The organism is Bordetella genomosp. 7 (assembly GCF_002261415.1).
Lineage (GTDB): Bacteria > Pseudomonadota > Gammaproteobacteria > Burkholderiales > Burkholderiaceae_B > Bordetella_A.
Genome location: NZ_NEVI01000023.1, coordinates 346,597 through 364,595, shown reverse-complemented (window position 1 = coordinate 364,595; position 17,999 = coordinate 346,597). Strand labels below are relative to the sequence as shown.

The 17,999-nt window shown below is 66.6% G+C and carries 15 protein-coding genes and 1 riboswitch; of the genes, 10 read left to right on the top strand and 5 right to left on the bottom strand.

Features of this window, described 5'->3' with window-relative positions:
* The first annotated feature begins 1 nt into the window (after nt 1).
* Complete coding sequence (gluQRS, locus tag CAL18_RS18630; RefSeq protein ID WP_026640598.1) at nt 2-889, top strand: tRNA glutamyl-Q(34) synthetase GluQRS; 888 nt, start codon at nt 2-4, stop codon at nt 887-889.
* A gap of 10 nt (nt 890-899) precedes the next feature.
* Here the strand turns inward: gluQRS and CAL18_RS18625 are convergent, their stop codons facing one another.
* Nucleotides 900-3,506, bottom strand: a complete 2,607-nt coding sequence (locus CAL18_RS18625) for a GDYXXLXY domain-containing protein (protein WP_094818495.1) — start codon at nt 3,504-3,506, stop codon at nt 900-902.
* Between the two features lie 62 nt (nt 3,507-3,568).
* Here CAL18_RS18625 and CAL18_RS18620 point away from each other — a divergent pair, with 62 nt between their 5' ends.
* The 6 genes from CAL18_RS18620 (at nt 3,569) to CAL18_RS18595 (ending at nt 11,307) form a co-directional block, all read left to right on the top strand.
* Nucleotides 3,569-6,196 carry a DNA topoisomerase III gene (locus CAL18_RS18620; protein ID WP_094818494.1) on the top strand — a complete coding sequence of 876 codons (2,628 nt, stop codon included), beginning with the start codon at nt 3,569-3,571 and terminating at the stop codon, nt 6,194-6,196.
* 126 nt (nt 6,197-6,322) lie between these two features.
* Complete coding sequence (locus CAL18_RS18615) at nt 6,323-7,387, top strand: ABC transporter substrate-binding protein (RefSeq protein WP_094797734.1); 1,065 nt, start codon at nt 6,323-6,325, stop codon at nt 7,385-7,387.
* A gap of 6 nt (nt 7,388-7,393) precedes the next feature.
* Nucleotides 7,394-8,164: an ABC transporter ATP-binding protein gene (locus CAL18_RS18610; RefSeq protein ID WP_094818493.1), complete on the top strand. Its 771-nt coding sequence runs from the start codon at nt 7,394-7,396 to the stop codon at nt 8,162-8,164.
* 11 nt (nt 8,165-8,175) lie between these two features.
* A complete protein-coding gene (locus tag CAL18_RS18605) occupies nt 8,176-9,027 on the top strand; it encodes an ABC transporter permease (RefSeq protein ID WP_094818492.1) in 852 nt (283 codons plus the stop codon).
* Nucleotides 9,028-9,039: 12 nt separating this feature from the next.
* Nucleotides 9,040-9,816, top strand: a complete 777-nt coding sequence (locus tag CAL18_RS18600) for an SDR family oxidoreductase (protein ID WP_094818491.1) — start codon at nt 9,040-9,042, stop codon at nt 9,814-9,816.
* A 54-nt stretch (nt 9,817-9,870) separates the two neighbouring features.
* Nucleotides 9,871-11,307 (top strand): aldehyde dehydrogenase family protein, encoded by a 1,437-nt coding sequence (locus CAL18_RS18595; RefSeq protein ID WP_094818490.1) that lies wholly within the window; start codon nt 9,871-9,873, stop codon nt 11,305-11,307.
* A 511-nt stretch (nt 11,308-11,818) separates the two neighbouring features.
* Here the strand turns inward: CAL18_RS18595 and ilvB are convergent.
* Entirely contained in the window at nt 11,819-13,639 is a 1,821-nt protein-coding gene (gene ilvB / locus CAL18_RS18590; protein ID WP_094818489.1) for a biosynthetic-type acetolactate synthase large subunit, read from the bottom strand.
* A gap of 93 nt (nt 13,640-13,732) precedes the next feature.
* Here ilvB and CAL18_RS18585 point away from each other — a divergent pair, with 93 nt between their 5' ends.
* The 3 genes from CAL18_RS18585 (at nt 13,733) to ribB (ending at nt 15,809) form a co-directional block, all read left to right on the top strand.
* On the top strand, nt 13,733-14,206 hold the full coding sequence (locus CAL18_RS18585; RefSeq protein WP_026640589.1) for an Lrp/AsnC family transcriptional regulator: 474 nt from the start codon (nt 13,733-13,735) through the stop codon (nt 14,204-14,206).
* 71 nt (nt 14,207-14,277) lie between these two features.
* On the top strand, nt 14,278-14,769 hold the full coding sequence (locus tag CAL18_RS18580; protein ID WP_026640588.1) for an SET domain-containing protein: 492 nt from the start codon (nt 14,278-14,280) through the stop codon (nt 14,767-14,769).
* Nucleotides 14,770-14,823: 54 nt separating this feature from the next.
* A riboswitch (FMN riboswitch) is annotated at nt 14,824-14,973 on the top strand.
* Nucleotides 14,974-15,107: 134 nt separating this feature from the next.
* On the top strand, nt 15,108-15,809 hold the full coding sequence (ribB, locus tag CAL18_RS18575) for a 3,4-dihydroxy-2-butanone-4-phosphate synthase (protein WP_026640587.1): 702 nt from the start codon (nt 15,108-15,110) through the stop codon (nt 15,807-15,809).
* Between the two features lie 40 nt (nt 15,810-15,849).
* Here the strand turns inward: ribB and CAL18_RS18570 are convergent, their stop codons facing one another.
* From CAL18_RS18570 to panE, 3 genes are all read right to left on the bottom strand, one after another.
* The gene (locus tag CAL18_RS18570) at nt 15,850-16,353 is read right to left on the bottom strand and encodes a nucleoside 2-deoxyribosyltransferase (RefSeq protein WP_026640586.1); all 504 of its coding nucleotides are present in this window, start codon (nt 16,351-16,353) and stop codon (nt 15,850-15,852) included.
* 12 nt (nt 16,354-16,365) lie between these two features.
* Entirely contained in the window at nt 16,366-16,977 is a 612-nt protein-coding gene (locus CAL18_RS18565; RefSeq protein WP_094818488.1) for an NAD(P)-dependent oxidoreductase, read from the bottom strand.
* Between the two features lie 86 nt (nt 16,978-17,063).
* Nucleotides 17,064-17,993: a 2-dehydropantoate 2-reductase gene (gene panE / locus CAL18_RS18560; RefSeq protein WP_094797643.1), complete on the bottom strand. Its 930-nt coding sequence runs from the start codon at nt 17,991-17,993 to the stop codon at nt 17,064-17,066.
* Nucleotides 17,994-17,999 lie beyond the last annotated feature (6 nt).

Genomic DNA, 17,999 nt, shown 5'->3' with positions numbered 1-17,999 from the left:
CGTGAACTACGTAGGTCGCTTCGCCCCCAGCCCTAGCGGGCCGCTGCACCTGGGTTCGCTGGTAGCCGCCCTGGCCAGCTGGCTGGATGCGCGCGCGCATGGCGGCCGCTGGCTGCTGCGCATCGAAGATGTCGATTCCCCGCGCACCGTCGCGGGCGCCGCCGAAACCATCATGCAGCAACTGCGCCGCCTGGAACTGCACTGGGATGGCGACATCTGGTGGCAGTCACGGCGTGGCGACGCCTACCAGCGCGCCTTCGACAGGCTTGCCTCGCAAGGCCTGGTCTATGGGTGCGGCTGCACGCGGCGGGAAATCGCCGATTCATCGCTGCGCGGGCCGGGCACCGTCACCGACGGCGAGCGCCCGTATCCCGGTACCTGCCGGCATGGCCTGCCCCCTGGCCGACAGGCCCGCGCATGGCGGCTGCGCGTGCCGCCGGGTTGCGAACACTTTACCGACCGATGGCTGGGGCCGCAGCAACAGGACGTGGCCCGCGCCGTGGGCGACTTCGTGCTCAGGCGTGCCGATGGCCTGTGGGCCTACCAGCTGGCGGTCGTGGTGGATGACGCCGAGCAGGGCGTCACCGACGTCGTGCGCGGCGCCGACCTGCTCAGTTCCACGGCTCGCCAGCGTATCCTGGCCCGGCTGCTGGGCGCGGGGCCGCCGCGCGTCATGCACGTGCCGTTGGTAACCGACCCCCAAAGCGGGCTGAAGTTATCGAAACAGAACGGCGCGCCGGCCATCGACACGGCCCGGCCGCTGGCCATGCTGGCCCAGGCCTGGCAGGCGCTGGATTTTGCGCCCTTGCAGGCCGCGACGCCAGGCGAATTCCTGGCGGCAGCCACCGCCCGCTGGTCGGCGCGCTACGGGCCACAGGCCGCGCGGTAGCGCGGCGCCCCTACAGCGGCTGCAGATCCGCCCCGAGCATGCGCACCAGCAGCCCCGTGCCGTCTTTGCCCACCCGAACTTCGCCATACCGCGCCGACTCGTAACGTTCGGCCTGCCCTTCGGGAAAGAAGTACGCGTTGGTGACGATGCGCACCTGGCCGCCCCGCATGCGGTAGCGCAGGGCGATTTCGTTGGCGGCCTGCGGTTGCGCCTGCGGCTGGATGCGCGCCACCTGCGCCACGCCTTTGCCGTCCGGCACCAACACGACATAGCCGTCGAGCAGGGGCTTGCCCGGCGTGTGCGCAGCGAACCGCTGCATGACCTCGTCGCCGGCGGCAAAGCGCAAGGCCATGTAGTCGCCCTGCATCAACGAACGCGGATCCACCGGCGCCAGTTCCAGGATGGCCACGCGGCCCGTGGCCAGCAGTCCCTCGCGTTGCCAGATCGCGGTATTGACGAACCCGAGCGCAAGCACCAGGCCGCTCAGCACCACGGCCGTACGCCAGCGCAATGCCGCGCCCGGCGGGTCGGCCACGGCCTGCTCGGTGGGCGGCGCCGTGCGGGTCAGGCGAGGCACCAGCCACAGCAGGGCGCGCAGCAGGAACAGAAGCACGGCGGCCCCGCCCAGCCACAGCGCCTTGTCGAGCAGCGGCACCTGCAGCTGGTAATAATAGATAAGCAGATAGACCAGCAGGCTCAGGCCGCCAAAAACGGCCAGATGCCGCCGGTTCAGGCCAAAGCCCAGCAACATCCAGGCCAGCGCGAAGGCGATGCCCGGGCTGGGCAGCCAGAACAGTGCCAGCACCAGCAAGGCCAGGGGCACCCCCCACATCACCCCCGCGGTCAGCGCGTGCCGACGCGGCCACAATACGGCCAGGGCGCTGCCCACCGGCAACAGCACGCCTGCCACCGTCAGCATCGCGGCCACCCGGTTGGCTTCCCAGATGACGGGCAACTGCGCCAGGGTCGTGCCGCCGGCCAGCCACACCATGCTTTGCACCGCAAGCACGAATGCCCAGGCCAGCGGCAGCAGCAGATTCGGGCGCGTGCGCGCCAGACGATGCCCGACGCAGAAAGCGGCCGCGGCTGTCCAGCCGCCCGCCACCGCCACAGGCAGCCACACGAAGGTGGCTTGCAAGGTGTCGAAATCGAGCCACATTTCGAGCAGGTCGTTGCTCATAAGGCCAGGCACCAGCCCCAACCAGATGAGCCCGGCCAGCGCCAGCGCAACCATCCAGGCGCTCAGGAACCGCAACAGCGCGTCTGGCGCCAAGGCATATACGGCCGCCCCCAGCAACAGTACGAAGGCGCAGGCGCTGGACAGCGATGCCGAGTCGGAAAGGCCGAACGCGACCAGGATCTGGCCTGCAAAGCCCAGGGCCGTGGCGCACTGGCGCCAGAAAGGCCCCGCATCGGTGCGCAGCACGGCCACCGCGCCGGCGCAAAGCACCAGCCCCACCACCAGGGCGCCCTGCAGCGTCTGCACCAGGCCCGAAACAGCCAGAAAAACCAGCAGCAGCAGGGTGCTCAGCCAGGCGCTCAGGCCCAGCAGGCCCTGCACATACCAGGCGGGCTCGAGGCGCGGCGGTTCCGCGGGTTCGGCCACTTCGGCCACGGGACTGCCCAAAACCGGGGGCGCCACGGCGTTGCCCGCCGAAGCCCCCGCCGGTTCGGCGTCGGCCAGCGCGCGGCCCGTCGGCGGCCGGGCGGCCAGGCGGCGCAGCCAACGCGCCGCCCACACGGCTTCGGCCATCAGGAGCCCCGCCAGGGGCAGAATGGCCCAAGGCCCCGGTTCCAGGCGGAACAGCCATTCGCCCGCCAGGTGCATCGTCACGCAGATGACGCCGGCGGCCAGCATGGCCAGGATAAGCAGGTCACGCCGGCCGCGGTGGTAGTAGTAGCCCAGGCCCAGGGTGACGGCCAGCCACGCTGCGCCCCTGATCGAGCCCAGCTCGTACAGCACCGAGCCGCCGAACGTCAGGCTGAAGACCAGGATGCCGATGACCAGCGCGGCCAGCGCGCGCGGCCCCACGCGGGTGTCGGCCCGCCAACGCCACGCGGCGCATTCCCACACCGCCAGCATCGTCAGATTGAGCGCGGCCAGCGTCAGGGCAGGTATGCTGGCGTCGAGGTTCCACCAGAATGGGCTGGGCGATTGCTGCAAATAGAGCAGCGCCGCAATATTGACGACCGCTATCCATAGCAGCCAGACTGCCTGGCTGGCTGCCACCAGCGCCCAGGGCAACAATAGCGCGGCCCACCAGGCAAAGAGTTCCCAGGTGTCGGCGCCCGTCTGGTAAGACTGGCCCAGCAAGGCCAGCAACGCGCCCAGCAACAGACCGCCCAGGGTCAGCAGCGCGCCGGGCGCGTGCCGGCGCGCGCCGCCGCTGGACCGCAGGCGCCAACCTGCCCACGCTGCGGCCAGCACGCACCCGGCCAATAGCGCCTGCGCACCGGCAAAGCGCTGCGTCTTGGACATGTCCGGCCAGTTGGCGGCTACCCAGCAGATCACGGCGCTGCCCAGCAGCCATACGGCCAGCCAAAGCGTGGTGCGGCCCAAAAATTGCCGCCATGCGTGCAGTTCCGAACCCGCCTGGCCTGTAGCCCCGACTTGCATGCGGCGAATCTCCCCTCGTATTATCCGCGCTACACCGGCGGGTCTACCGCCACTGGATACCCATGAGCAAAACGTTGATTATTGCCGAGAAGCCCTCGGTAGCCCTTGATATATCACGCGCCCTCGGAGGCTTCGCGCGCGAGGGCGACTATTTTGAAAGCGAACGTTACGTGCTCGCTTCCAGTATCGGGCATTTGCTCGGTCTTGTCGCGCCCAACGATCCGGTCAAGGGAAAATGGAGCTTCACTCACCTGCCCGTAATTCCGCCGGAATTCGAACTGGGGCCCGCAGACAAGCGCTCGGCCGAACGCCTGAAGCTGCTGGTCAAGCTGGCCAAGCGCAAAGACGTCGATTCGCTGATCAACGCCTGTGACGCGGGCCGCGAGGGCGAACTGATCTTCCGCTATATCGTCCAGTATGCGGGGGTAAAGAAACCCATACGCCGTCTGTGGCTGCAATCCATGACGCAGGCCGCGATCCGTGAAGCGTTCGAGAACCTGCGCGACGACGAACAGCTCAAGCCGCTTGAAGCCGCCGCGCGCTCGCGCGCCGAGGCCGACTGGCTGGTCGGCATCAACGGCACCCGCGCCATGACGGCCTTCAACAGCAAGGACGGCGGTTTCTTCAAGACCCCGGTGGGGCGCGTGCAGACGCCCACATTGGCCATCGTGGCCGAACGCGAGGCGCGCATCCGCGCATTCGTGCCGCGCGATTACTGGGAAGTGCACGCCACCTTCGTGGCCGCCGCGGGCCTGTACCAGGGCCGCTGGATCGACCCGGAGTTCAAGCGCGACGAGCGCGACCCCGAAAAGCGCGAATCGCGCCTGTGGTCGCAGGCCGCCGCGCAGAGCGTGGTGGCGGCCTGCCGCCAGCAGCCCGGCAACGTCACCGAAGAATCCAAGCCGTCCACGCAGGCATCGCCCGCCCTGTACGACCTGACCTCGCTGCAGCGCGAGGCCAACGGGCGCTTCGGCTTTTCGGCCAAGACCACGCTGGCCCTGGCCCAGACCCTGTACGAACGCCACAAGGCGCTTACCTATCCGCGTACCGATTCCCGCTACCTGCCCGAAGACTATCTGGGCACCGTGCGCGAAACCATGCAGGCCCTGGCCAAGGGCGGCTCGAACGCCGTGGGCCAGCTTGCGCGGCATGCCGGCACGGTTGTGACGCAGAACTGGGTCAAGCCCAACCGGCGCATTTTCGACAACAAGAAGGTGTCGGATCACTTTGCCATCATTCCCACGCTGCAGATCCCGCACGATCTGAGCGAGGCCGAAGGCAAGCTGTACGATCTGGTGCTCAAGCGCTTCCTGGCGGTGTTCTTTCCGTCCGCCGAGTATCGCGTCACCACGCGCATCACCGAGGTACAGGGCCATCGGTTCAAGACCGAAGGCAAGGTGCTGGTGTCGCCGGGCTGGCTTGCGGTGTACGGCAAAGAAGCCCAGGGCGAAGACGCCAATCTGGTGCCGGTGGCCAACAATGAAACCGTGCGCACCGAAGACGTCGAGGCCGTGGGTCTGTCGACCAAGCCGCCGCCACGCTATACCGAAGCGACGCTGCTTTCGGCCATGGAAGGCGCGGGCAAGCTGGTCGACGACGAAGAGCTGCGCGAGGCCATGTCCGAACGAGGCCTGGGCACCCCGGCCACCCGGGCGGGCATTATCGAAGGTCTGCTTGGCGAAGGATACCTGCGGCGCGAAGGGCGCGAACTGGTGCCCACCGCCAAGGCGCGCCAGCTCATGACCCTGCTCTCGGGGCTCGATGTCAGCGAACTCACTTCGCCTGAACTGACGGGCGAATGGGAACACAAACTCAAGCAGATCGAGCAGGGCAGGCTCGACCGCACGGCGTTCATGCGAGAAATCGCGCAGATGACCCAGATCATCGTCAAGCGCGCCAAAGAATACGAACGCGACACGGTGCCGGGCGACTACGCCACCCTTGAAACGCCGTGCCCGAAATGCGGCGGCGTGGTCAAGGAAAACTACCGCCGCTACGCGTGCACCCAGTGCGATTTCTCGATGGGCAAGCATCCGGGCGGACGCACCTTCGAGCTGCCCGAAGTGGAAGAGCTGCTGGCCAAGCGCGAAATCGGCCCGCTGCAGGGCTTCATCAGCAAAATGGGGCGCCCGTTTGCCGCCATCCTGCGCATCGGCGACGAATACAAGCTGGAGTTCGACTTCGGCCAGAACGAAGACGACGGCAGCGAGCCGGTGGACTTCAGCGGGCATACGCCCGTGGGCCCGTGCCCCAAATGCCGGTCGCATGTGTTTGAACATGGCCTGAGCTACGTCTGCGAAAAATCCGTCGGCCCCGAGAAGCAATGCGACTTCCGGTCGGGCAAGATCATCCTGCAACAGGAAATCTCGCGCGAGCAGATGCACAAGCTTCTGGCCGACGGCCGCACCGACCTGCTCGATGGTTTCGTGTCGAGCCGCACCAACCGCAAGTTCAAGGCGTTCCTGGTGCGTCAGCCCGACGGCAAGGTGGGCTTCGAGTTCGAGCCGCGCGCGGCCAAGACGGGGCGCGCGCCGGCCAAGTCCGCCGCCAGGACGGCAGCGAAATCACCCGCCAAGTCCGCCACCAAGTCCGCCACCAAGACGGCAGCCAAGAAAACTGCGGCCAAGCCACCGGCGGCCAAGAAGGCCGCCAGGAAAGCGGTAAAAAAAGCCGCCAAGACGGCGTCCTAGCCCACGCCTGCGCCCGCGCGTCTTTGCACGAGACACGCGGGCGCGACCAAGCAGCGGCGATCGTCCGGCCCGCCGAATTTGCGGTATTGTTACGTCCACAACGATTACAAGCCTATCGAGGACGACATGCCCCGCAGCCCCGTTTCCCCAGTTTCCCGCCGTAGTTTCCTGTCTGCCACCGGCGCGCTCGGCGCCGCATGCCTGCTTGGCCCGCGCCTGGCTTTCGGCCAGGGCGCCTCCGGCAAAACCGTCTTCGGGCTTGGCAGCATCGACCCGTTTTTCGCGGCCGCTTATGTCGCCCTGAAAAAAGGCTACTTTGGCGACGCGGGGCTGGACGTCGAATACCTGAACTCGCAGAGCGGGCCGCGCACCATGCAGATGCTGGCCGCCGGGCAAATCGCCTTCGGCGCAACGGCAGCCACCGCGGCCCCCGCGCTGACGCTGGCGGGCAAGCCGGCCAGCCTGGTGTTCGGCTTTGACCGCAAGCTCACGTACGCCAACATCATTGTGCGGCGCGAAGACTACGAAAGCGGCAAGATCAAATCGCTGAAAGACCTGGCCGGCAAGCGCGTGGGGGCCACCCAGCCCCAGTCGGTCACCTGGCTCATGGCCGTGTACCTGATGCAGCAGGCGGGCGTTGCCGATAAGGTCGATGTGCGGCCGCTGGGCGACCTGGCCACCATGCTGGGCGCGCTCAAGACCGGATCGGTGTCGGCCACCATGGCCACCATGTCCATGATGGAGCAGGCCCGCGAAGAAGGCTGGGGCGTGCCCATCTTCGACGCCACCACCGATGCCTCATGGCAGGAATTCATGGGCGGCGACGTGCCGGGCATCGCGGCGCTGACGTTGCAAGACACCATCCAGAAGCGCCCCGAAACCGTGCAGGGGTTCGTCACGGCGATGGTTCGCGCGCAGAGCTTCATCAACGACAGCAGCGCCGCAGAGCTTACCGACGCCATCTACGACGACTACCTCAGCGCCTTCCCGCGCAGCGCGATCGAGAAGACCCTGGCCGTGTACCAGAAAACCGTATTTCTCAAAGACAACATCATCACCGAAGATGCCTACCAGCGCATGCTGGGCATCATGGGCGATGATCGCCAGTTCTCGAACGAAGAACTGAAAAAGGTTCCCTACGCAAAATGCGTGGACATGTCGTTCGTGCAGCGTGCCCACCAGAAAAAGTAGACCCGCATGATTGAACTCGATCGCGTGGGCAAGGTCTACCAGACGCGCGGCGGACTGGTGCACGCCGTGGGCGAGGTCTCGCTCACCATCGCCGAAGGCGAGTTCGTGTCCATCGTCGGGCCGTCCGGCTGCGGCAAGAGCACGCTGCTCAACATGATCGCCGGCTTTTTTCCCGTCACCACCGGCGCCATCCGGGTCGCGGGCATGCCCGTGCACGGGCAGGTTCCCCCCGCGCTGGGCTACATCTTCCAGAAAGACACGCTGCTGCCCTGGTTCAATGTGCGCAAGAACGTTGCGCTGGGCCTGAAGTTCCAGGGCGTGCCGGCCGCGCGCATCGAGCAGCGCGTGGCCGAACTGCTGGAACTCGGCCATCTCAGCCAGTTTGCGCAGGCCTATCCGCACCAGCTGTCGGGCGGAATGCGCCGGCGCGTGGCCCTGCTGATGAGCCTGGCGGTCGAGCCGCGCATTCTGCTGCTGGACGAACCGTTCGGCGCGCTGGACACCCACACAAAAACGCACCTGCACCGCGAACTCATCGACATCTGGCGCAAGCTCGGCCAGACCATCATCATGGTGACGCACGATCTGGACGAGGCCATCACGCTGTCGGACCGGGTCGTGGTGCTGTCGGGGCCTCCCAGCCGCGTATTGCTCGACGAGCGCATCACCATCCCCCATCCGCGCGACGTCTTTACCTTGCGCGAGACGCCTCAGTTCACCGCCCACGTGCAAAGTCTGTGGGCAGTGCTGGGCCAGGAGTTCCGCGCCGCCGCCTGAGCCGCCGCCTTATGTCCGCAACCTCGATACCTACGCTGCAAGACCAGATCCGCCTGGACCGCCGCGCCGGCCTGCGCCGGCGGCTGAAAGTCCATGCATGGCAGGCGCTGATCCTGCTCGTGCTGCTGGGCGCCTGGGAAGGCCTGACCCGCATTCCCTGGTTCGCGCAGAACACCCTGTTCGACCCGTTTTTCATCAGCCAGCCCTCGCGCATCGCAGTCCGGCTCTGGGAATGGATGCAGCCGGGGCCGCGTTCGGTCTGGCCGCACCTGCTGCTGACGCTCGAGGCCACGCTGGTCGGCCTGGTGGTGGGGGTGGGCAGCGGGTTCCTGGTAGGCATGACGCTCAGCCGCAGCCGCATGCTGGCCGATGTCTTCAACCCGTTCATCGTGGCCTTCAACTCGATGCCGCGCATCGCGTTCGTGCCCCTCATCACCATGTTCTTCGGCCTGGGCCTGGCCTCGAAAGTGGTGACATCGTGGTTCGTGGTGTTCTTCCTGGTGTTCTTCAATACCTACAAGGGGGGCCGCAGCGTCGAGCGCGAACTGGTGGACTTCTGCCGCACGCTGGGCGGCTCGCCGCGGCAGATCCTGTGGCGCGTGCGCATTCCCATCGCCGCCGCCTGGACCTTCGCCTCGCTGCCCAATGCCATCAGCTTCGCGCTGATCGGCGTCGTGCTTGCCGAGTTCGTCGGATCCACCACCGGCATGGGCTACCTGATGATCACCGCGCTGGCCACGCTCAATGCCACCGACATGTTCGCAGCGGTAACACTGCTCTCGATCGTCGGCATCGTATTGGTTTATTGTGTCACCTGGCTGGAACGTCGGCTGTTGCATTGGGCGCCCGAGTTCCGTAACTGAACACCGGTCCCTATGTCTGTTTCGCAATCCTACTTGCAGAATTTCTCGCTCGCCGGACAGGTCGCGCTGATCACCGGGTCGGCGCGCGGCCTGGGGCTGAGCATCGCCCGCGCCATGGCGGCCAGCGGCGCCCATGTGCTCATCAACGGGCGCAACGAGGCCGCCGTCCTGGCCGCGGTGCAATCGCTGCGCGAAGCGAACCTGGCCGCATCGCCACTGGTGTTCGACGTCTGCAACGAAGATGCCATGCGCGGCGCCTTCGAACGTATCGATGCCGAGCACGGGCGGCTCGACATCCTGGTCGGCAATGTGGGGGCGCGCAACCGCAAGCCCTTGCAAGACATCTCGCCCGCCGAGGTGCGTGCGCTGATCGAAACCGACCTGGTGGCGGGCATCCTGCTGGCCAAGCTCGCGGCCGAGCGCATGGTGCGCCAGCGCAGCGGTCGGCTGATCACCATCACGTCGATCGCGGGCGAGCTGGCGCGGCCCGGAGACGCAGTCTACCCGGCCGCAAAACAGGGCCTCACGGGCATGATGCGAGCGCTGGCCGTGGAATTCGGCCCGCTGGGCATCACCAGCAATGCCATCGCCCCCGGCACGTTCGCCACCGAGACCAACGCCGCCTACGTAGCCGACCCCAACGACCCGCTGGCTGCCCGCAACCCCATGGGCCGTTGGGGCCAGCCCGACGAAATCGCCGGCGCCGCCGTGTTCCTGGCATCGCCGGCAGCCTCGTATATCAACGGACAGGTCCTGGCCGTGGACGGAGGCCTTTCCATCCTGTTCTAGATAGTCCGGCTGCATGGCCGGCCCCTTGCAACGACACTCCTGAGGTTCATCGGCATGAAGCAGCATTTCATTGACAATCGCACCGTGCCCGGCGCGTCGGGCGAATCCATTCCGGTCTTCGACCCCTCGACTGGCCAGGTATACGACAGCATCGCCCGGGGCAACGCCACGGATATCGACCTGGCGGTACGGGCGGCTCGCCGCGCGTTCGATGAAGGCCCTTGGGGCAGGCTCACGGCGGCGGAGCGCGGCCGGCTGATGCTGAAGCTGTCGCTCAAGATCCTGGACCACGCCGACGAGCTTACCGAGATCGAATCGCGCGACTGCGGCAAGCCCACCAAGCAGGCGCGCGCCGACGTCACCGCGGTGGCTCGGTATTTCGAGTATTACGGCGGCGCCGCCGACAAACTGCATGGCGAAACGCTTCCGTACCAGAACGGTTATACCGTGCTGACGCTACGCGAGCCGCATGGCGTCACCGGGCACGTCGTGCCCTGGAACTACCCGTTGCAGATCTTCGGCCGCAGCGTGGGCGGCGCTTTGGCGGCGGGCAACGCGTGCGTGGTCAAGCCCGCCGAAGACGCGTGCCTGTCACTGTTGCGCCTGGCCGAGCTGGCCGCCGACGTGGGCTTCCCGCCCGGCGCCATCAACATCGTCACGGGGTACGGCCACGAAGCCGGCGACGCACTGACGCGCCACCCGGGCGTAGACCACATCTCGTTCACCGGCTCCCCGCGCATTGGCGTGCTGGTCACACAGACCGCCGCCGAGCGCCATGTGCCGGTCACCCTGGAGCTGGGCGGCAAGTCGCCCCAGATCGTGTTCGCCGATGCCGACATCGATGCGCTGGTGCCCGTGGCAGTGAACGCCATCATTCAGAATGCCGGGCAGACGTGCTCGGCCGGCAGCCGGCTGCTGGTCGAACGCAGCGCATACGACCGCGTGCTGGAGCGCCTGTCGCAAGCATTTGCCGCACTGCGCACGGGCCCGGCCACACAAGACCTGGATTGCGGCCCGCTGATCCGCAAGACGCAGCAGGAGCGGGTGCAGGGCTTCCTGAAAGACGCCGAGCGCGACGGCATCGCCACCGTCGCGCAAGGCAAGGTCGCCGACGGAGCGCCGGCCGAAGGCTATTACCAGGCCCCCACGCTGCTGCGCGATGTGCCGGTGAACCACCGGCTGGCCCAGGAAGAAGTCTTCGGCCCGGTGTTGGCCGCCATGCCGTTCGACGACGAAGCCGACGCGGTGCGCATCGCCAATGCCACCGAGTATGGCCTTGCCGCCAGCGTCTGGACCCGCGACGGCGCGCGCCAGCTGCGCATCGCCCGCAAGGTGCGCAGCGGCCAGGTGTTCATCAACAACTATGGCGCGGGCGGCGGCATCGAACTGCCCTTTGGCGGCGTCAAGGCCAGCGGCCACGGCCGCGAGAAAGGCTTCGAAGCGTTGTACAGCTTCACCGTGCTAAAGACCATTTCCATCAAGCACGACTGACCCCCGCACGCCGCCGGCACGCAACGGTGTCTGACACCCTTCGGGAGTCAGACACCAACATCACCGGCCCAAGCCACGACAAGCCCCACACGTCCAGGTGTCCGACTCCCGAAGGGTGTCAGACACCAACATCACCTGCCCCAGCCACGGCAAGCCACACGTCCAGGTGTCTGACTCCCGAAGGGTGTCAGACACCAACATCACCTGCCCAAGCCACCGCAAGCCCCACACGTCCAGGTGTCTGACTCCCAAAGGGTGTCAGACACCAACATCACCTGCCCCAGCCACGGCAAGCCACACGTCCAGGTGTCTGACTCCCGAAGGGTGTCAGACACCAACATCACCTGCCCCAGCCACCGCAAGCCCCATACGTCCAGGTGTCTGACTCCCGAAGGGTGTCAGACACCAACGTCACCTGCCCAAGCCACGGCAAGCCATACGTCCAGGTGTCTGACTCCCGAAGGGTGTCAGACACCCCCGCAAATAACCGACTCAACCGCCTCCGACACGCTTAGGCCGTATCGTCTTCGTACCAGACCCCTTCGGCCAGCATCATCCGATGATGCCCTTCGCCCGCCGGCATCATGGGAAAGCAGTTCTCTTGCCCCGCCACCACCACATCCAGGAAGTACGGACCGGGGTGTGCCAGGCATTCGCGCAGCGCCTCGTCCAACCTGGCCGGATCGTCGACCCGCGCCGCGCCCCAGCCGAAGGCCTTGGCCAGCGCCACGAAATCGGGCAAAGACGCGTTATAGCTGTGGCTATAGCGTCCGCCGTGAATCAGCTCCTGCCACTGGCGCACCATGCCCATATAGCCGTTGTTGCACAGCACGACCTTCACGGGGGTCTCGTGCTGCATCGCCGTGGACAGCTCCTGGATATTCATCAACACCGAAGCGTCGCCGCTGACGCACACCACCAACCGGTCCGGATGCGCCACCTGCGCGCCGATCGCGGCCGGCACGCCATAGCCCATGGTGCCCGCGCCGCCCGAAGTCAGCCACCGGTTGGGGCGCTCGAACGCCAGATACTGGGCGGCCCACATCTGGTGTTGCCCCACGTCGGTCGACACGATCGCATCGCGGCCGGCCAGCGCGGTGTTCAGGCGCTGCATCAGGTGCTGCGGCAGGATGGCCTGATCGTTGCGGGGGTAGGCCAGGCAGTCCTTGGCTCGCCACGCATCGATGCGCCGCCACCAATTGTCCAGGCGGGCGGGCGCCAGCGTATGGTCATCCAATGCCTCGCGCAAGGCGGTGAGCATGGGCAGGCAATCGCCCACCAGCGCCACGTCCACCCGCACCACTTTATTGATCGAGGCCGGATCGATGTCGATATGGATCTTGCGCGCATGGGGACAGAATTCCGCAAGCTTGCCGGTAATGCGGTCGTCGAACCGCGCCCCGATGCACACCACCAGGTCGGCATGGTGCATGGCCATGTTGGCCTCCAGCCTGCCGTGCATGCCCAGCATGCCCACGAACTGCGGGTCGGACGCCGGAAACGCGCCCAGCCCCATCAGCGTAAGCGTGCAGGGCGCACCCGTGTGGCGCACCAGACGCGTAAAGGCCTCGCAGGCCTTGGGGCCCGAATTCACCAGGCCGCCCCCGCCATAGAACACCGGACGGCGGGCCTGGGCAATCAGCGCGGCGGCGCGGCGCAAGGCCGTCTGCGGCAGCTTCAGGGGCGATTTGCCGGCCTGGCGGCGCATGCGCAGCGCCGCCACCTGCCGATTCTGCAATGTCGCGCCGCCTGCGTCGGCCACCGGCCGGGCCAGCTGCATATCTTTGGGGAAATCCACTAGCACCGGGCCCGGCCGCCCCTGACGGGTCAGGTCGAATGCGCGCCCCGCAACGTCGGCCACGCTTTCCACCGAGCGGATCTGCGTATTCCATTTCGTCACCGACCGCGAAATGCCCATGGCATCGCATTCCTGGAACGCGTCGGTGCCGATGGCGCCCGAGGCCACCTGTCCGCTGATGCACAGCACCGGGATGGAATCGCACATGGCATCCAGCAGGCCCGAAGTCGTGTTGGCCATGCCCGGCCCCGAGGTGACAAACACCACGCCGGGCCGGCCGGTAGTGCGCGCATAGCCTTCGGCCGCATGCACCGCCGCCTGCTCGTGGCGCACCAGCACATGCCGCAGACGCGACTCGGCGTACAGGGCGTCGTAAAGCGGCAGCACCGCGCCGCCCGGATAGCCGAATACCGTGTCCACGCCTCGTTCAATCAGGGTGTCCAGCAGGATCTGTGCGCCGTTGCGTTCAGCGGATTCATCGTGGCCCAAAGCTGCCAGGGCCGAGGCGTGGAGGCGATCGTTCATGATGAATATCTTACGCTTACATGCCTAGAAGATTTCTCTTCTTTTCTCCGTTAACGCCCGGTTTACAGTAAATTCATCTTTATTTGCCAGGGAATGCAGAAAATGAAACTGGACAAGTTCGATCTCGCCATCCTGCGGGTGCTGCAGCAGAATGCGCGCGCCAGCCTGAACGACATCGGCAGCGAAGTGGGGCTATCGTCCACCCCCTGCTGGAACCGCATTAAACGCATGGAGGCCGCCGGCATCATCCGCGGCTACACCGTCGACATCGATCCGGCCAGCCTGGGGTTCATGGACACCGTCATCGTCCACATCACCCTCGAAAGCCACAGCGAAGAAACCCTCTACGAATTCGGCCGCGCCCTGGCGCAGATTCCCGAAGTGCTGGAAGCCTTCCTGGTATCGGGCGACTACGACTACTACATACGCATCGCGGTGCGCGACACGCGCGATTACGAACGGCTGCTGCGCGAGCGGCTCTACCGCATTCCGGGCATACGCCACAGCAAGTCATGTTTCGTGCTGCGCCGGCTGAAAGAATCGCAATTGCCGCTGACGGCGGCCGCCGCCGAATAGGCCGGGGCCGCACCGGCAGGGCGCGCCGTGCGCCGATATAATCGCCGCTGGCCCGCTACCTGCCCAGATTCATGACCACTGCTGATCCCTCCAAGCCCTGGCACGTCGTGCGCCGCTCCAAGCTGCACGGCAATGGCGTGTTTGCCGCCCGGAAGATCCCCGCCGGCACGCGCATCATCGAATACACAGGCAAGCGCATCAGCGCCAAGGAAGCCGACCGCCGCCATCCCACCAACCCCGACGACCCTTTTCACACGTTTTTCTTCTCGCTGAGTTCAGGTCGCGTCATCGATGGCGGCGACGACGGCAACGACGCGCGCTGGATCAACCATTCGTGCGAGCCCAATTGCGAAGCCCAGGAAGGCCGCCACGGCAAGCGCGTGTACATCACCGCATTGCGCGACATTGCCCGCGGCGAAGAGCTGTTCTACGACTACGGCCTGGTGATCGAAGGCCGCATCACCAAGAAGCTCAAGGAAAACTATCGGTGCCTGTGCGGCGCGTCCGCTTGCCGCGGCACCATGCTGGCGCTCAAGACCAAGAAGAAAAACGACCAGGGCTGACCTGGCGCAACTTCCGCGTACAATAGGTGCCGGCCGCAATACGCGGCCAGTGCAGTACGTCTTCAGGGCGGGGTGCAATTCCCCACCGGCGGTAAGCCGCAATGCGGCAAGCCCGCGAGCGCCCGCGCCGCCATGCGGCCGGGGTCAGCAGATCTGGTGCGATGCCAGGGCCGACGGTCACAGTCCGGATGAAAGAAGATGTGCCAGCGCCATCCCGCTCATGGGCGGGGCGCGCCGCGGCTCGGGCCGGGGCATCGCCCTGTCTGCGCGCGGCAATGGGGCTTGGCGTCATGTGCCCTGAAACGTTTTTCGCCCACTTTTCCTGCGAGAGCGTTTCAATGTCAGCCGTAATTTCTTCCGTACCCTACCTTCCCCCCGATCTGTACGCGCAGCCCTTCGAAATGCGCCTGGCGCGCGCACTGCAACACTTGCGTCTCGGGCGGCCCGTCATCCTGATGGACGACTACGACCGCGAGAACGAGGCCGATCTCATCGTAGCCGCCGACAAACTCACCGTGCCCGTCATGGCCCAGCTGATTCGCGACTGCAGCGGAATCGTGTGCCTGTGCCTGACCGATGAAGCGCTGAACAACCTGGGCCTGCCGCCCATGGTTCCCCGCAACCAGAGCCGCTACAGCACGGCCTTCACGGTATCGATCGAAGCCCGCGAAGGCGTGTCCACCGGCGTGTCTGCGGCCGACCGTGTCACCACCATCCGCGCCGCCATTGCGCCGGGAGCCCAGGCCACGGATATCGTCAGCCCGGGGCATGTGTTTCCGCTGCGCGCCAGGCCCGGCGGTGTTCTGGAACGGCGCGGCCATACCGAAGGCTCGGTGGACCTGGCTGTTCTGGCGGGCCTGCGGCCGGCCGCGGTACTGTGCGAGCTGATGAATCCCGACGGAACCATGGCTCGCGGAACCAGTGTTGCGCGCTACGCGGCCGAGCATGGCCTGGTGGCGCTGACGATCGCCGAACTGGCAGACCACCTTCAGCGCACGGGCGCAGACGCCGCCGCAGCCGCGGCACAAGTGGCCGCGTAGACCCCTGCGAGGCCGGGCGGGGCGCGCTGGCGCCCCGCGGCTACCCGCGCAGCGCCGGGGCCATTTCCTGCAGGCAGCGCTGCGCGTCGCCCACCACCACGCGGGCGCTGCAGGCCAGCATCAGGTTCAGGTTCAATCCGAAGTCTTCTACCGTATACCCCTGCGCGTCGACATGGCGCGGCGGGTCGTCGGCGCTGGCCGTCGCCACGCGCTGCACCAGCGTTTCGGCATGGTCCACATAGGCCCATACCGGCTTGCCCAGGGCAATGGCGTAACCCACTTCGAACGCCGTGCCCGAATCCGGCTCGTCGCCGCGAAACGGGTTCAGGTTGGCCATCACGGCGTCGGCCTGGCGTATCAACGCGGTGTTGGCGTCGTAGATCCATTGCGCCAGCGCCCGCGGCGCCAGGTCCGACGGCGCCTGGTTGTCCAGCGGATACAGGCCTTCAAGGCCGTGCGCACGGCACGCCAGCTTCAACCGCTCGCCGTGCGCCAAGGCGTCGGGACGGAACACATCAAAACCCGCCAGGTAGATTTTTTTCATGGCCGCACGAGATCAGTAGCCCACGGTAAACCGGCGCCGCACATGGCGAGGCGCTTCCAGCTCGTCCGCCAGCGCAATCGCGTAGTCTTCCATCGAAATCCAGCTCTTGCCCTCGCCGTCGGCCAGCAGTTCGTCGCCACCCACCCGAAAGCTGCCCGTGCGTTCTCCCGGCATGAACAAGGCCGAGGGTGATAAAAAGGTCCAGTCCAGCGCCGTTTCCTGCCGCAGCGTTTCCAGAAACGCCACGCCGGCCCGCGCTTCAGGCCGATAGACATCGGGAAAGTCGGGCGTGTCGATCAGCATCAGGCCGGGTGCGACCCGCAGGCTGCCCGCGCCCCCCACGACCAGCAGGCGCGACACGCCCGCACTGCGTACCGCCTGGAGCAACTGCCTGGCGTCCGTTGAAACGAACCGGGTGGCGCTGACCACGGCGTCATGGCCCGCAAGCAGCGGCGCCAGCCCGGCGGGGTCGGTGGCGTCTCCCTGCTCGAGCGTGAGCCCGGGGCGCGGCGCGACCTCGGCCGTATTGCGCGCGATGCCGGTTACCTGATGGCCCCGGCGCAGCAGCTCGTCTGCGATACGCGAACCCGCGCGGCCGGAAATACCGATAAGTGCGATTTTCATGGAAGGCTCCGGAATGGTTGGAAATTCCATGCTATCGCCGGGCCGCCGGCCCACATACTCCGCGGCGCGCGATAGTCAGTTGCAGTTTATGCACCAATGGCGCGCTGCGCCTGATACACCTGCAGGTGAGCATACGCAACGCGCAGAATAGGCGTCTCCAGCCCCAGGGTGCGGGCGCGGTGCAGCATGTCGCCCACGATATGGTCGGCCTCGACCTTGCCGCCCTGGCTCAGGTCGCGGAACATGGATGCGGTCACCGGCGACTGGCGGTCTGTCAGCACCTTCAGCGCCGCCGCGTCGGCTGCTGCGCGCACGGTATGCCCCGACGCCGCCGCCACTTGCTGGCACTCGCGCAGCAAGTCACGCATGATGGCCTCGCCATCATCGGTCGACACAATCTGCCCCACCGCCCCACGCATCAGGCAGGTTGCCGCCGCCAGCGTGGCCAGGAACACGAACTTTTCCCAGATGTCCTGCAGGATCGCGTCGCTGAGCCGGCTGTCGAATCCGGCGTCGGCCAGCGCAGACTCCAGCGCGACACAGCGTGCGCTGCGCGGCTCGCCCGCGCGTTCGCCATAAACGAACAGCGCGTGCTGGCCCATATGGCGCACCTGCCCCTGGGGCCCGAGCGACGCATTGATCTGGCAAAGCCCGCCCAGCACGCGCGCCGCGCCAAACTCGGCATCCAGCGCGTCGTACTGCAGCACGCCGTTCATGATGGGCAGGATTGCTGTGTCCGGGCCCACGGCCGGGCGAATGGCGTCCACCGCGCTGGCGAAGTCATAGGCTTTGCAACTGAGCACCACCACGTCGTAAGGGCCGTCCAGTTCGGCGGCTGTGACGATGCGCGGCTTGATCACCGCGTCGCCGCGCGGGCTTTCGATGCGCAAGCCTTCGGCCCGCAACTTCTGCGCACGGGCCTCGCGCACCAGGAAGGTGACATCGGCCCCGGCCTGCACGGCGCGCCCGCCAAAGTAGCCGCCGGTGCCGCCGGCTCCAAGAAACAGCAATCGCATTCAATT

Excerpts from the sequence above, each read along its gene's own strand:
- CAL18_RS18580 (WP_026640588.1), top strand. The coding sequence starts at position 14,278 with ATGACCACTGCTGATCCCTCCAAGCCCTGGCACGTCGTGCGCCGCTCC.
- CAL18_RS18565 (WP_094818488.1), bottom strand. The coding sequence starts at position 16,977 with ATGAAAATCGCACTTATCGGTATTTCCGGCCGCGCGGGTTCGCGTATC.
- CAL18_RS18595 (WP_094818490.1), top strand. The coding sequence starts at position 9,871 with ATGAAGCAGCATTTCATTGACAATCGCACCGTGCCCGGCGCGTCGGGC.
- ribB (WP_026640587.1), top strand. The coding sequence starts at position 15,108 with ATGTCAGCCGTAATTTCTTCCGTACCCTACCTTCCCCCCGATCTGTAC.
- CAL18_RS18605 (WP_094818492.1), top strand. The coding sequence starts at position 8,176 with ATGTCCGCAACCTCGATACCTACGCTGCAAGACCAGATCCGCCTGGAC.
- CAL18_RS18585 (WP_026640589.1), top strand. The coding sequence starts at position 13,733 with ATGAAACTGGACAAGTTCGATCTCGCCATCCTGCGGGTGCTGCAGCAG.
- panE (WP_094797643.1), bottom strand. The coding sequence starts at position 17,993 with ATGCGATTGCTGTTTCTTGGAGCCGGCGGCACCGGCGGCTACTTTGGC.
- CAL18_RS18620 (WP_094818494.1), top strand. The coding sequence starts at position 3,569 with ATGAGCAAAACGTTGATTATTGCCGAGAAGCCCTCGGTAGCCCTTGAT.
- CAL18_RS18570 (WP_026640586.1), bottom strand. The coding sequence starts at position 16,353 with ATGAAAAAAATCTACCTGGCGGGTTTTGATGTGTTCCGTCCCGACGCC.
- CAL18_RS18615 (WP_094797734.1), top strand. The coding sequence starts at position 6,323 with ATGCCCCGCAGCCCCGTTTCCCCAGTTTCCCGCCGTAGTTTCCTGTCT.
- CAL18_RS18625 (WP_094818495.1), bottom strand. The coding sequence starts at position 3,506 with ATGCAAGTCGGGGCTACAGGCCAGGCGGGTTCGGAACTGCACGCATGG.
- CAL18_RS18600 (WP_094818491.1), top strand. The coding sequence starts at position 9,040 with ATGTCTGTTTCGCAATCCTACTTGCAGAATTTCTCGCTCGCCGGACAG.
- CAL18_RS18610 (WP_094818493.1), top strand. The coding sequence starts at position 7,394 with ATGATTGAACTCGATCGCGTGGGCAAGGTCTACCAGACGCGCGGCGGA.